The following is a 12,546-nucleotide window of genomic DNA, read 5'->3' on the forward strand; positions in this document are numbered from 1 at the left end:
CAGCGTCGACGGCAATACGGACGCCCCCCAAAGGTCCGCGGGGCCGCGCGGCCCGCGCAAGAGCGCCGCCCGCAAGAGTCCGGGCAATGGCGCAGGCGGCAACGCGGCTGCGCCTCGGGGCCGCAGCGAAGACCGCCAGCCGCGTGGTGCTCGCGCCCACGAGTCGCACCTCGTCATGTCCGCCGTCCGGGGCAACCGCCGCGGCTGATCACGCCTGGATGCAGCCAGGTGCGCGCGTCAGGGTTGCGCGCGCGCCTACCCGGGCTTGCCCGGGTTGGACGCCCTCCGGGCATGTCCATTACAATCTGCAAGTTTGCCGCGTCGCGCAGCGCCGCGTTCCGTCAGCTTTCGAAGATATAGAACAACCCATGAGACTAGGCATACGGCGGGCGGTGCCCGCATTGGCAGTACTGGCAGCCTGTTCGATTTTCGGCACCGCACGCGCAGCGGACGCCGCGGCGCCCATCGAAGGCAACATCGACGACGCGAAGAACAAGATCTCGATGTGTATCGGCTGTCATGGCATTCCGGGCTATCGCGCAAGCTTCCCGGAGGTCTACCACGTGCCGAAGATCGGCGGCCAGAATGCTGCCTACATCACCGCAGCCCTCAATGCGTATGCCACTGGCGCCCGCTCGCATCCCACGATGGACGCGATCGCCAAGAGCCTGTCGGAGCAGGACATCGCCGACCTCGCGGCCTATTACGCCAATCAGAAGTGACCAGGGGCAGACGATGAAGCGCATCACTCTCGCCCTTGCGGGCATCGCCCTGGCCGCATCGGCCAGTCAAGCCCTCGCCGCCGACCTGCAAGCAGGCCGCGCCGTGTGGGAAAAATTCAACTGTGCGTCGTGTCACGGCGCGGACGCCAAGACGTCCGTGGATCCGGCCTACCCGATCCTGGCCGGCCAGCACGAGGACTTCCTCGCGCACGCTCTGCGCGCCTACCAGCGCGGCCAGGCGGGTCTGCCCGCCAGCGCCAACGTGCGCAAGAACGCCGTGATGGGCGCCTTCGCCGTGCAGCTATCGAATCAGGACATCAACAACGTGGCAGCCTGGCTTGCCTCGCAACCCGGCCCGCTGGCCACGCGCCGCTGAGGCCGCGACCGGTTGACGCCGGTGTGCTGGCAGTGCTGTCAAGACCCGGCCTGGCCGGGTCTTTTCACGAGGTCGCCCGGCTTTGGTTCGCCCTGGCCGATGACGCCTTCGCGTGAGGCGCGCGTCCCGCCTCAGCTCGTGGCGCGCCGACGAATCAGTTCCAGGTACTTGTCCGAATCAGGCGGCTGCCGGTTACGCTGGGCTTCCCAGACGATCTGCCCCAGGCACTCCATGATCTCGTGCGCGGCATGGTGTGCGTCGGTGCGCGCGGCCAGACGCTGATAGGCGTCACGGATGCCGGGCGGCTGGTCGATGGACAACTGCTCGGCAATCGCCAGATGCATCGACAGATGCAGGAACGGGTTGGTCTGGCCCGCCTCCACCGCGTAGTCCGCCGCCGATGCTTCGTCCGACATCAGGGTCTCGTGATACTCGGGGTGCTCGATGACCCAGTCGAGCGCCATGGCTTCCAGCGGCGTGAGAATCTCGTCCTGCTGGTGCTTGCGCCAGGTTTCCCGGAAGAAACTGCGCACCTGCTCTCGGGAAGGATTGAACATAGAGGACCTCGCCTTGCGAAGCCCCGATTTTACCGCGCCGGCTTCCTGCGGCAGACGCAAGATTTGGCGATCCGCGCCGTTACCGCTATAGTTTTCGGTTTTGTGCGCCCCGGCGCTCAACATCTTTTCCGCAGGCATCGCAATGGCTCTATACGTACACAAATACGGCGGGACGTCGATGGGCTCGGTCGAGCGCATTCAGAACGTGGCCCGGCGTGTCGCCAAGTGGCACCAGGCCGGTCACCAGGTCGTCGTCGTTCCCTCGGCCATGTCCGGCGAGACCAACCGCCTGCTCGGCATGGCCCGCGAGATCCAGAAAAATCCGGATCCTCGCGAACTCGACATGCTCGCCTCCACGGGCGAACAGGTGAGCGTCGCCCTGCTCAGCATGGCCCTGCAGGAACTGGGCGTTGCCGCGCGCAGCTACGCGGGCTGGCAAGTCCCGATCCGCACCGACTCGGCCTTCAACAAGGCCCGCATCCAGTCGATCGATGACGCGCGCGTGCGCGCCGACCTGGATGCCAACAAGGTCGTGATCATCACGGGCTTCCAGGGCGTGGACGACCAGAACAACATCACGACGCTCGGCCGTGGCGGCTCGGACACCTCGGCCGTGGCCGTGGCCGCTGCCATGGGCGCCGTCGAGTGCCTCATCTACACCGACGTGGACGGCGTCTACACGACGGACCCGCGCGTGGTGCCCGAGGCACGCCGCATGAACGTCATCTCCTTCGAGGAGATGCTCGAGATGGCCTCGCTGGGCTCCAAGGTGTTGCAGATCCGCTCGGTGGAATTCGCCGGTCGTTATCGCATGCCCACCCGCGTGCTGTCATCGCTTACCGACCCCACCGGCTCGCTGGCCGAGGAAATGGCGTCGGGCACCCTGATCACTTTCGAGGAAGACGAAAAAATGGAAACCGCCGCCGTCTCGGGTATCGCGTTCAGCCGCGACGAAGCCAAGCTCACCCTGCTCGCCGTGCCGGACAAGCCCGGCATCGCCCACAGCATCCTGGGCCCGATCGCTGCGGCCAACATCGACGTCGACGTCATCGTGCAGAACCAGTCCGTGGCAGGCACGACGGACTTCTCCTTCACCGTGAACCGCGCCGAATACAACCGCGCCGTCGAGGTGCTGACCAAGGAAGTCCAGCCTGCCGTTGGCGCGCGCGAAGTGGTCACCGACGACAAGGTGTGCAAGGTCTCGATCGTGGGCATCGGCATGCGTTCGCACGTGGGCATCGCCAGCCTGATGTTCCAGACGCTGTCGCAGGAAGGCATCAACATCCAGATGATCAGCACGAGCGAGATCAAGACCTCCGTGATCATCGCCGACAAGTACATGGAACTGGCCGTGCGCGCCTTGCACAAGGCGTTCGGCCTGGATCAGCCCGGCGGCAGCCTCTGATGGCCTGAGGTGCGCAAGCCCTCGGCTTGCGCACGCGACCTGCCGAAAGGCGGTCACAACGGCTCGATAGTCGTGCTAGAATACTGATCTTCTTCGGAGACGTGCCCGAGTGGCCGAAGGGGCTCCCCTGCTAAGGGAGTATGCGGCTAAAACTGCATCGTGGGTTCGAATCCCACCGTCTCCGCCAGATTCGCCGGCGCATCACCGGCTGAAAAAACCCGCTGCTCGCAAGAGCCGCGGGTTTTTTCATGGCCGCTCGCAGCGCAAGCGTCTGGCGAGCCCGTCGCTATACTGCTGCGATCGTCCGCCAGCCTCCGTCCCATGCGCCTGCGCCACCTCGAGATCTTCCATGCTGTCATGCGCGCTGGGTCCGTCAGTGGCGCGGCCGAACTGCTGCACCTGTCGCAATCGGCAGCGAGCAAGGCGCTCGCGCAGGCCGAGCATGCCCTGGGCCTGCCGTTGTTCCATCGCGTGCAAGGCCGGCTCGTGCACACGCGCGAGGCCGAGCAATTGTATGGACAAACCGCGGCCCTCTTCGCGCAGGTCGATCAGGTCCGGCGCCTGGCGCGCCATCTGCAGCAGAACCCAGACGGCCAGTTGCGCATCGGTTGCCTGCCCAGTCTCGGGCTGGGCCTCATCCCCGGTGCCGTGCGCACGTTTCGCACGCGCTTTCCCAAGGTGCCCCTGGAAGTCCTGACGGGCAATGGCGACGAGCTGCTGGACCGGCTACTGGCGCGCGAGCTCGACCTGGTCGTGTGCTTCGACGTGCCGCTGCGCCCGGCGCTCACCCGGCTCCCGTTGGGGGATATCCGCGTGGTGCACCTGGCACCCGCGGGAGGCGACGCTGCCCCGGACACGCCCATTCCGCTGGCCTCGCTCGATCCGCAACACGGCATCGGTGTGGGCGGCAGTGATCCGCTGGCCCACGCCATCCGTGACGCCTGGGAAGGGTCCCATGCACCGGAGGCCGCGCCGTTGCTCGAGACCCGCACCTACTCCGTGGCAGCCGCGCTGGCACGCGAAGGCCTGGGCTTCGCCCTGGTCGATGAGATCAGCGCCCGTGCGCTGGGCCACGACATGCGCATCACGCCGATCGCTCCAGCCGTGAGTGTGCGGGCGGTGGTCTTTCACGCGACGGCGGACGTGCGCTCGCTGGCCTTCGATGCGTTCGTTGGCGACCTCAAGGCAGCGCTTCCGGCGCCCTGAGGGCAGTCGAAAACGACTACCCCCGCGGACTTTTTTCCATAGGCAGCAGGTGCCTGGCAGTCCGATACTGGCCGTGGCGCGTCAACCGTCGCGCAGCCTCTCCGGGGAATATCCGATGTCTGCCCGTCTCGTTCGCCTGCTGCCTCTCGTCCTTGCCACCTTGTCGATGTCCGCGGCTCACGCTGCCTGGCCAGAACGGCCTGTGCGTATCGTCGTGCCGTCGGCTGCGGGTGGCAGCCCCGACATCGTCACGCGCCTCCTGAGCAAGCCGCTGTCCGAACGCCTGGGCCAGCCGGTGGTGATCGAGAACCGCCCGGGCGCAGCAGGCAACATCGGCATGCAGACGGTGATGACGGCTGCGCCCGACGGCTATACGCTGGGCTTTGGCAACAATGCCACGCTGGCGACCAACGAGTTCCTCTTCAGCCAACTGCCCTATGACCCGGCCGCGCTCACCCCAGTGATCTATCTGGCGCGCACCGCCAGCCTGCTGGTGGTGAACCCGCAACTGCCGGTGCACAGCATCGCCGAGCTCATCGACTACGGCAAGGCCCAGCCGCACGGCTTCTCGTATGGATCCGGCGGCACCGGCACCTCGGGCCACCTGGGCGCCGAGCTCTTTCGCACGCTGGTCGACGTGCCTGGCATGCACGTGCCGTACAAGGGCGCTCCCCAGGCGATCAGCGATCTCATGGGCGCGCGCTTCGACTTCATGCTGGACAATCTCGCGTCGGTGGGCCCCAGCGTGAGCGGCGGCAAGCTGCGCGCGCTCGCCATCACGTCGCGCGAACGCTCGCCACGCTTTCCGGATGTGCCCACCTTGCACGAGTCCGGCCTGACGGATTTCGACATGCAGGCGTGGGCGGCCATCGTCGCGCCGCCCGGCACGCCCGAGCCCGTCGTGCAGCGCCTGAACGCCGAACTCAACGCCATCCTCAAGGATCCGGCGGTGCAGGCCCAGCTCGGTCAGCTCGCCTTCGTGCCGGCCGGCGGCAGTCCGGCGGATCTCACGGCCTGGATGCAGGCCGAGCGCGTGAAGTGGGGCGAGGTCGTGCGCACGAGCGGCGCGAAGGTGGATTGATCGCCCGATGACTTCCCCTGCGACTGCCACCTACTGGGATGCGGCCCCTGCCGAGCGCACGGGACACGTCACGGTCATCGGCGCCGGCATCATCGGACTCACGAGCGCCGCAGCCCTCGTGCGCTCAGGCCGCACGGTGACGGTGCTTGATGCGCACACCGAGGTGGGCCAAGGCGCCAGCCTCGCCAACGGGTGCCAACTCTCGTATGCCTATGTTGCGCCGCTCGCGCAGCCAGGCGTGCTGGCCGAGCTGCCGCAACTGCTGCTGTCGCGCCATGCGCCCCTGAAGATCGTGCCGCGGTGGGACCCGGCCCAATGGCGCTGGCTGCTCAGCTTCCTGGCCGCCTGCCGATCCCGGCGCGCGCGCGAAGGATCGCTTGCGCTGCTGGCCCTGGCCAGTCTGAGCCGCGCCGAGACCGATGCCTGGCTGCGCGATGCGGATCGCGCCTCGCTGGGCTTCTCTGACCACGGCAAACTGGTGGTCATGCCCAGCGAACACGCCATGGCGCAAGCCCGGCGGCAGATGGCGCTGCAGGCGCCCTTCGGCCCCGTGCAGCATGCCGTCGGCGTCGATGCGTGTCTGGACCTGGAGCCAGCCTTGCATGAGCTACGCCACCGCATGGCCGGGGCTATTTACACCCCCAGCGACTGCGCCATCGACAGCGCCGCCCTGTGCCGCGATCTGGAGATGCGTCTGCGCGCGCGCGGCGTGCAGTTCGAACTCGGCACGCAGGTGACGGGCTTTGCACGGCGCGCAGATCGCATCGTGCGGCTCGAGACCTCGCGCGGCCACCGGGACGTCGAATCCGTCGTGCTCGCCACGGGCGCCCACAGTGCCGCCGTGACCCGCCAACTCGGCTTTCGTGTGCCGGTCTATCCCTTGAAGGGCTACAGCCTCACCGTGCCGCTGCGCGACCCGACGGCCGTGCCGCGCGTCAGCGTGACGGACGCGGCCCGCAAGCTCGTGTACGCCCGCATCGGCGGGCACCTGCGCGTGGCCGGCATGGCCGAGATCCGCGGCCATGACCACCAGCTGGACGCGCACCGCGTCGCCACGCTGGCGACGCAGACACGGGAGGCGTTCGGCGACGCCGTGGACATCGGCAACGCGACGCCCTGGACGGGCCTGCGCCCTGCCACGCCGAACTCGGTGCCCATCATTCGCCAGTCACCCGTACGCAATCTCTTTCTGAACATCGGGCACGGCGCGCTCGGCCTGACCCTGGCCTTCGGCGCTGCCCGCCGGCTGGTCGACGCGCTCGATGCCGCGCTGGCCCCCACCCAAGGACGCCCATGTCTGAATCCCGCCATTACGACCTCTTGATCCGGGGCGGCACCGTCATCGACGGCACCCGGCAACCCCGCTTCGACGCGACGTCGGCGTCATGGGTACTCGCATCGTGGCGCTCGGTGATCTGTCCGGCGCCACGGCGGACACGATCATCGACGCCACGGGCCGGATCGTCGCGCCCGGCTTCATCGATTCGCACACGCACGACGATCGCGCGCTGCTGGCCGACCCTGATCTTCCCTTCAAGGTGTCGCAGGGCGTGACCACGGTGGTCACCGGCAATTGCGGCATCAGCCTCGCGCCGCTGGCCACCGAAAAGGCCATGCCAGCACCGCTCAACCTGCTCGAGGGCCCTGGCGATGAACGCTTCGGCACGTTCGCCGCCTACGTGGCGGCCCTGCGCGCCAAGCCACCGGCCGTGAATGTCGTGCCGATGGTGGGCCACACCACCCTGCGCGTCATGACGATGCCGGATCTGGATGTGCCTGCCACCCCGGACCAGATCGCCGCGATGCAGGGGCTCTTGCGCGAGGCGCTGCAGGCCGGGGCTGTCGGCATGTCCACAGGGCCCTACTACCCGCCGGCGGCATCGTCCACCACCCAGGAACTGATCGACGTGGCGCGCCCCCTGGCCGAGCACGGCGCGCTGTACGTCACGCACATGCGTGACGAGGCCGATGCCTGCCTGCAGTCGCTCGAAGAGACCTTCACCATCGGGCGGGAAGCCGCCATTCCCGTGCTGATCTCGCACCACAAGCTGATGCGCGCGGCCAATCACGGCAAGTCCGTACAGACGCTCGCGCGCATCCGCGAGCAGATGCGCTGCCAGTGCATCAGCCTGGACTGCTACCCGTACACGGCGAGCTCCACGATGTTGCACCTGGACGAAGCGCGTCTGCAGGGCCGCATCACGATTGCCTCCAGCGGCGCCCGCCCTGAGCTGCAGGGCAAGGATCTGCAGGATATCGCCGACGCCTGGGGCGTATCGCTCGGGGAGGCCTCGCGCCGCCTGCAACCGGCCAGCGCCGTGTACTACAGCATGGCCGAAGCGGACGTGCAGCGCATCCTGGCCTTCGAGCCCACCATGATCGGGTCCGATGGCGTGCCCACAGGCGATCGCCCTCACCCCCGGCTGTGGGGTACGTTTCCGCGGGTGCTGGGCCACTACAGTCGCGACATCGGCCTCTTCCCGCTGGAGACCGCCGTCTGGAAGATGAGTGGCCTCACGGCCGAGGTGTTCGGCCTGCCCGACCGCGGCCGGGTGGCGGTCGGGCTTCACGCCGACATCACCGTGTTCGATGCAGGCACCGTGCGTGACGTGGCCGACTACGACGACCCCGCCCGGCCCGCCGACGGGATCGTCGCCGTCATCGTCAACGGCACGCTCGCCTATCGCGACGGCCAGCATCGACACACCCGCACCGGGCGCGTGCTCACGCGCCAGGCCAACCCCGCCATCCTTTCTCCAGGAACCGCATGACCGCCCTCGTTCGCCACCCCAGCACCAAACCCCTGCCCCTGTCGCGCGCCGTCCAGGCCGGCGGCTTTCTCTTTCTGTCCGGCGTGCTGCCCGCCCACCCGGACGGCCAGCCACTGCGCGGCAAGATCGAGGAGGAGACCCGCGCCGTGCTGCGGCAGATCGACGAGGTGCTCACAGGGCTCGGTGCACGCCGACAGGATGTCGTGCGCGCCACCATCTGGCTGGCGGACCTGGCCGACTTCGCCGGATTCAACGCAGCCTATGCCGAGTACTTTGGCGACACGCTGCCCGCACGCTCCACGGTACAGGCCACCCTCAATCGCGGCGCCAAGGTCGAGATCGAAGTCCAGGCCTGGCGCGGCTGACGGCGCCGCCCCCGCATGGTGCATGGTGATCGCCATGCACCATGGCCGCGCCCCCACCGCGCGTCATGAGCGTGCACGCTGGCCGCGCGCCCCCGCGGTCGAACGCGCGGCAACCCCCTGATCGACCAGGGAAATTCGCCAGCAATCTCACACTGGCATGGATCTCGCATAAAGACGTCTGCCCCGGCGAGTGATCGCCCCGGCCCACAATTCGACGAATGGCAATGGCGCCCGGACCGCATGGTTCAGGGCGCCTTTTCGTTTGTCTTCGATGGACTGCGTACGGACGAGCCGAGACCATGAACCCCTTCACTTCCCCATCTCCACTGCCCACCCTGGTCGTCATCGGCAATGGCATGGTCGGCCATCACTGTGTCGAGCAGCTCGTGGCCCAGGGCGCGCTCGCGGCCTATCGCATCGCGGTGTTCGGTGACGAGCCCCGCCGCGCGTATGACCGTGTGCACCTCTCGGAATACCTGTCCGGTCGCGATGCCGAATCCATGGCGATGTGCGCGGCAGACTTCTATGACCAACCCGGGCTCACGCTGCACCTGAACGAGCCCGTGCTGCAGATCGACCGCCAGCGCCGCGAGATCGTCACCGCGCAAGGCCGCTACGCCTACGACACGCTGATTCTCGCCACCGGCTCCTACCCCTTTGTCCCACCCATTGCCGGCGCAGAAGGCACCTCGCGTCTGCTGTATCGCACGCTGGACGATCTCGATGCCATTCGCGAAGCGGCCCAGGGCGCGCGGCGCGGCGTGGTGGTCGGCGGCGGGCTGCTCGGACTGGAAGCCGCGAATGCGTTGCGCCTGCTGGGCCTGGAGGCCCACGTGGTGGAGTTCGCCCCGCGCCTGATGCCCGTGCAGCTCGATGACCTGGGCGGCGCCGCGCTCAAGGCCCGCATCGAAGGGCTCGGCGTGCATGTGCACACCTCGCGCTCGACGCAGAACGTCAAGGAAGGCGTGCGCTATCGCTGGCGCCTGAACTTCACCGACGGCGAGCCGCTGGAGACGGACGTGGTGGTGTTCTCTGCCGGCATCCGCCCCCAGGATGCGCTCGCCAGGGCCGCGGGACTCGCGATCGGCGCGCGCGGCGGCATCGTGATCGATGAAAACTGCCGCACCAGCGATGCGCACATCTACGCCATCGGCGAATGCGCCGTCTTCGACGACATGGTCTATGGCCTGGTCGCCCCGGGCTATCAGATGGCACGCACGGTGGCCGCGCAGGTCTGTGCCGCCGATCCGCTGCCCTTCACCGGCGCGGACATGTCGACCAAGTTGAAGCTCCTGGGCGTGGACGTGGGCTCCATTGGCGACGCGCATGGTGCGACGCCGGGCTCGCGCAGCTACCGCTTCATCGACGAGACCCAGTCGAGCTACCGCCGCCTGGTGGTGTCCGAGGACGGCAAGCGCATCCTGGGCGCCGTGCTGGTGGGCGACAACAGCTATTACGACACGCTGCTGCAGTACGTGCAGAACGGGATTGCCGCCCCGGCAGACCCCGCCGGCCTCATCCTGCCCGTGGGCGACGGCGCTCCCGCGCTGGGCGTGGACGCACTGCCCGACACCGCCACGCTGTGCTCCTGCCACAACGTCACCAAGGGCGCGGTGTGCGCCGCGGTGGACGGCGGCTGTACCGACCTGGCAGGCATCAAGGCCTGCACCAAGGCGGCCACCGGCTGCGGCGGCTGCGCAGCGCTCGTCAAGCAGGTGTTCGAGCACGAACTGGCGGCGCGCGGCGTGACCGTGGACAAGAGCCTGTGCGAGCACTTCGCCTACACCCGCCAGGAGCTCTACGACATCGTGCGCGTGCACGGCATCGAGACGTTCTCCGACCTGCTGGCGCAATACGGCCGCGGGCACGTGGGCTGCGAGATCTGCAAACCCGCGGTGGGCTCCATCCTGGCCTCGTGCTGGAACCGCCCCGTGCACGAGGCGCATCTGGTGCCGCTGCAGGACACCAACGACACCTTCCTCGCCAACATGCAGAAGAACGGCACCTACTCGGTGGTGCCGCGCGTGCCAGCGGGCGAGATCACGCCGGACGGCCTCATCGCGATCGGCGCGGTGGCCAAGAAGTACAAGCTCTACACCAAGATCACGGGCGGCCAGCGGATCGATCTCTTCGGGGCGCAGCTGCATGAGCTGCCGGACATCTGGTCCGAGCTCATCGCCGCGGGCTTCGAGACCGGCCACGCCTACGGCAAATCCACGCGCACGGTGAAATCCTGCGTGGGCAGCACGTGGTGCCGCTACGGCGTGCAGGACAGCGTCGCCATGGCCATCGCCATCGAGCACCGCTACAAGGGCCTGCGCGCGCCGCACAAGCTCAAGTTTGCCGTGTCCGGCTGCACGCGCGAGTGCGCGGAAGCCCAGAGCAAGGACATCGGTGTGATCGCCACGGACCGCGGCTGGAACCTGTACGTATGCGGCAATGGCGGCATGCGGCCGCGCCATGCAGAGCTCTTCGCCACCGATCTGGACGATGAGAGCCTCATCCGCATCATCGACCGCGTCCTGATGTTCTACATCCGCACGGCCGACAAGCTGCAGCGCACCTCCGTGTGGCGCGAATCGCTCGACGGCGGGCTCGACTACCTCAAGGCCGTGGTGCTGGACGACAGCCTGGGACTGGCCGCCGAGCTCGAAGCCCAGATGCAGCTGGTCGTGGACCGCTACGAATGCGAGTGGGCCAACGCCATCGACGACCCCGAGAAGCGCAAGCGCTTTCGCACCTTCGTGAACGCGCCGGGCGGCGATCCGGACATCCAGTTCGTCGACGAGCGCGGCCAGCCTCGCCCGGCCCGTACCGACGAGCGCCGCGTGTTTCCCCTCATCGAGGAGTCCCTGTCATGAATGCCGTTGCCTCCCCTGAAACCCTGGCCTGGCAACGCCTGTGCGCGCGTCAGGATCTCGTCCGCGGCTCAGGCATCGTCGCCTTGCTCGACGGCCAGCAGGTGGCCGTCTTCCAGACCCCGGACGGCGCCGTCCACGCCCTGGAGAATCGCGACCCGCGCTCCGGTGCGAACGTGATCGGCCGCGGCCTCATCGGCCAGGCAGGCGACGTCCTGTACGTGGCTGCCCCTCTGTACAAGCAACGCTTCGGGCTTGCCGATGGCGTCTGCCTGGACGACCCCACGCAGCGGCTTCGCACCTGGCGCGTCCGCGTGCAGGGCGACGTCGTCGAGATCGCCTGACCCTATCCCCTTTCATCCCGCAGCACTCAGGAAACGCCCATGTCCTACCTCGTCCCCTCGGAATTTGCCACCAAGATGGTGGATGCTGGTGAATCCAAGCTCACCATGGCCACGCGCGACGCGCTGATCCGCGCGTACATGGCTGGCGCCATCCTGGCGCTCGCGGCCGTGTTCGCGGTCACGGTCACCGCGCAGACGGGCTATCCCATCCTGGGCGCCATGCTCTTTCCCGTGGGTTTCTGCATCCTGTACCTCATGGGCTTCGATCTGCTCACCGGGGTCTTCGTGCTCACGCCGCTCGCCTGGTTCGACAAGCGGCCGGGGGTCACGCTGTCGGGCATCCTGCGTCACTGGGGCGTCGTGTTCGTCGGCAACTTCCTGGGCGCGCTCACCGTGGCCTTGCTCATGGCCATCGTCTTCACCTACGGCTTTTCCACCGACGGCGGCAAGATCGGCGAGATGATCTCGCACATCGGCGAGGACCGCACGCTGGGCTACAAGGAATACGGTGCAGCGGGCATGCTGACGATCTTCATTCGCGGCGTGCTGTGCAACTGGATGGTCTCGCTGGGCGTGGTGGGCGCGATGATCTCCACCACGGTGGGCGGCAAGGTGATCGCCATGTGGATGCCGATCATGCTCTTCTTTGCCATGGGCTTCGAGCATTCGGTGGTGAACATGTTCTTGTTCCCCTTCGGCCTCATCATGGGCGCGGATTTCTCCATCATGGACTACATGATCTGGAACGAGCTGCCCGTGGTGCTGGGCAACCTCATCGGCGGCCTCACCCTGACGGGCCTCACGCTCTACACCACCCACGTGAAGACCGCGCCCAAGCGCGCCTTTCCCTGATCGGACCCG

The 12,546-nt window shown here is 67.7% G+C and carries 11 protein-coding genes, 1 tRNA gene and 2 pseudogenes; 13 read left to right on the forward strand and 1 reads right to left on the reverse strand.

The window, feature by feature from the left end; all coding sequences use genetic code 11:
- From IMZ29_RS07710 to IMZ29_RS07720, 3 genes and pseudogenes are all read left to right on the forward strand, one after another.
- Positions 1–208: pseudogene (locus tag IMZ29_RS07710) on the forward strand (23S rRNA pseudouridylate synthase B); the annotation flags it as partial.
- Positions 209–368: 160 nt separating this feature from the next.
- Positions 369–722, forward strand: coding sequence for a c-type cytochrome (locus IMZ29_RS07715; protein WP_216182471.1), 354 nt, complete (start codon positions 369–371; stop codon positions 720–722).
- Positions 723–735: 13 nt separating this feature from the next.
- Positions 736–1,098, forward strand: a complete 363-nt coding sequence (locus IMZ29_RS07720; protein ID WP_216182474.1) for a c-type cytochrome — start codon at positions 736–738, stop codon at positions 1,096–1,098.
- Positions 1,099–1,229: 131 nt separating this feature from the next.
- Here the strand turns inward: IMZ29_RS07720 and IMZ29_RS07725 are convergent, their stop codons facing one another.
- The gene (locus IMZ29_RS07725; protein ID WP_216182477.1) at positions 1,230–1,655 is read right to left on the reverse strand and encodes a DUF1841 family protein; all 426 of its coding nucleotides are present in this window, start codon (positions 1,653–1,655) and stop codon (positions 1,230–1,232) included.
- A gap of 142 nt (positions 1,656–1,797) precedes the next feature.
- Between IMZ29_RS07725 and IMZ29_RS07730 the strand changes: the two genes are divergently transcribed.
- The 10 genes and pseudogenes from IMZ29_RS07730 (at position 1,798) to IMZ29_RS07775 (ending at position 12,537) form a co-directional block, all read left to right on the forward strand.
- On the forward strand, positions 1,798–3,060 hold the full coding sequence (locus IMZ29_RS07730; protein WP_216182480.1) for an aspartate kinase: 1,263 nt from the start codon (positions 1,798–1,800) through the stop codon (positions 3,058–3,060).
- A gap of 95 nt (positions 3,061–3,155) precedes the next feature.
- Positions 3,156–3,247 (forward strand) — tRNA-Ser (locus tag IMZ29_RS07735).
- A gap of 134 nt (positions 3,248–3,381) precedes the next feature.
- Entirely contained in the window at positions 3,382–4,266 is an 885-nt protein-coding gene (locus IMZ29_RS07740) for a LysR family transcriptional regulator (protein ID WP_216182483.1), read from the forward strand.
- A gap of 115 nt (positions 4,267–4,381) precedes the next feature.
- Positions 4,382–5,347 (forward strand): Bug family tripartite tricarboxylate transporter substrate binding protein, encoded by a 966-nt coding sequence (locus IMZ29_RS07745; protein ID WP_216182485.1) that lies wholly within the window; start codon positions 4,382–4,384, stop codon positions 5,345–5,347.
- A 7-nt stretch (positions 5,348–5,354) separates the two neighbouring features.
- The gene (locus IMZ29_RS07750; protein WP_216182487.1) at positions 5,355–6,671 is read left to right on the forward strand and encodes a D-amino acid dehydrogenase; all 1,317 of its coding nucleotides are present in this window, start codon (positions 5,355–5,357) and stop codon (positions 6,669–6,671) included.
- Positions 6,641–8,118, forward strand: a pseudogene (locus IMZ29_RS07755) (N-acyl-D-amino-acid deacylase family protein). Before IMZ29_RS07750 ends, IMZ29_RS07755 begins: the two are co-directional and overlap by 31 nt.
- Positions 8,115–8,483, forward strand: coding sequence for a RidA family protein (locus IMZ29_RS07760; RefSeq protein ID WP_216182489.1), 369 nt, complete (start codon positions 8,115–8,117; stop codon positions 8,481–8,483). The pseudogene IMZ29_RS07755 and the gene IMZ29_RS07760 overlap by 4 nt, the downstream one beginning before the upstream one ends.
- A 299-nt stretch (positions 8,484–8,782) precedes the next feature.
- The gene (gene nirB / locus IMZ29_RS07765; protein ID WP_216182491.1) at positions 8,783–11,344 is read left to right on the forward strand and encodes a nitrite reductase large subunit NirB; all 2,562 of its coding nucleotides are present in this window, start codon (positions 8,783–8,785) and stop codon (positions 11,342–11,344) included.
- Positions 11,341–11,685 carry a nitrite reductase small subunit NirD gene (nirD, locus tag IMZ29_RS07770; protein WP_216182493.1) on the forward strand — a complete coding sequence of 115 codons (345 nt, stop codon included), beginning with the start codon at positions 11,341–11,343 and terminating at the stop codon, positions 11,683–11,685. Before nirB ends, nirD begins: the two co-directional genes overlap by 4 nt.
- A 39-nt stretch (positions 11,686–11,724) precedes the next feature.
- Complete coding sequence (locus IMZ29_RS07775; protein WP_216182495.1) at positions 11,725–12,537, forward strand: formate/nitrite transporter family protein; 813 nt, start codon at positions 11,725–11,727, stop codon at positions 12,535–12,537.
- Positions 12,538–12,546: the final 9 nt, after the last annotated feature.

This window comes from Verticiella alkaliphila (genome assembly GCF_018904615.1).
Classification (GTDB): domain Bacteria; phylum Pseudomonadota; class Gammaproteobacteria; order Burkholderiales; family Burkholderiaceae_B; genus Verticiella; species Verticiella alkaliphila.

Bases quoted from the DNA above. Each gene is read 5' to 3' on its own strand.
- IMZ29_RS07715 (WP_216182471.1), top strand. From the start codon at position 369: ATGAGACTAGGCATACGGCGGGCGGTGCCCGCATTGGCAGTACTGGCA.
- IMZ29_RS07720 (WP_216182474.1), top strand. From the start codon at position 736: ATGAAGCGCATCACTCTCGCCCTTGCGGGCATCGCCCTGGCCGCATCG.
- IMZ29_RS07725 (WP_216182477.1), bottom strand. From the start codon at position 1,655: ATGTTCAATCCTTCCCGAGAGCAGGTGCGCAGTTTCTTCCGGGAAACC.
- IMZ29_RS07730 (WP_216182480.1), top strand. From the start codon at position 1,798: ATGGCTCTATACGTACACAAATACGGCGGGACGTCGATGGGCTCGGTC.
- IMZ29_RS07740 (WP_216182483.1), top strand. From the start codon at position 3,382: ATGCGCCTGCGCCACCTCGAGATCTTCCATGCTGTCATGCGCGCTGGG.
- IMZ29_RS07745 (WP_216182485.1), top strand. From the start codon at position 4,382: ATGTCTGCCCGTCTCGTTCGCCTGCTGCCTCTCGTCCTTGCCACCTTG.
- IMZ29_RS07750 (WP_216182487.1), top strand. From the start codon at position 5,355: ATGACTTCCCCTGCGACTGCCACCTACTGGGATGCGGCCCCTGCCGAG.
- IMZ29_RS07760 (WP_216182489.1), top strand. From the start codon at position 8,115: ATGACCGCCCTCGTTCGCCACCCCAGCACCAAACCCCTGCCCCTGTCG.
- nirB (WP_216182491.1), top strand. From the start codon at position 8,783: ATGAACCCCTTCACTTCCCCATCTCCACTGCCCACCCTGGTCGTCATC.
- nirD (WP_216182493.1), top strand. From the start codon at position 11,341: ATGAATGCCGTTGCCTCCCCTGAAACCCTGGCCTGGCAACGCCTGTGC.
- IMZ29_RS07775 (WP_216182495.1), top strand. From the start codon at position 11,725: ATGTCCTACCTCGTCCCCTCGGAATTTGCCACCAAGATGGTGGATGCT.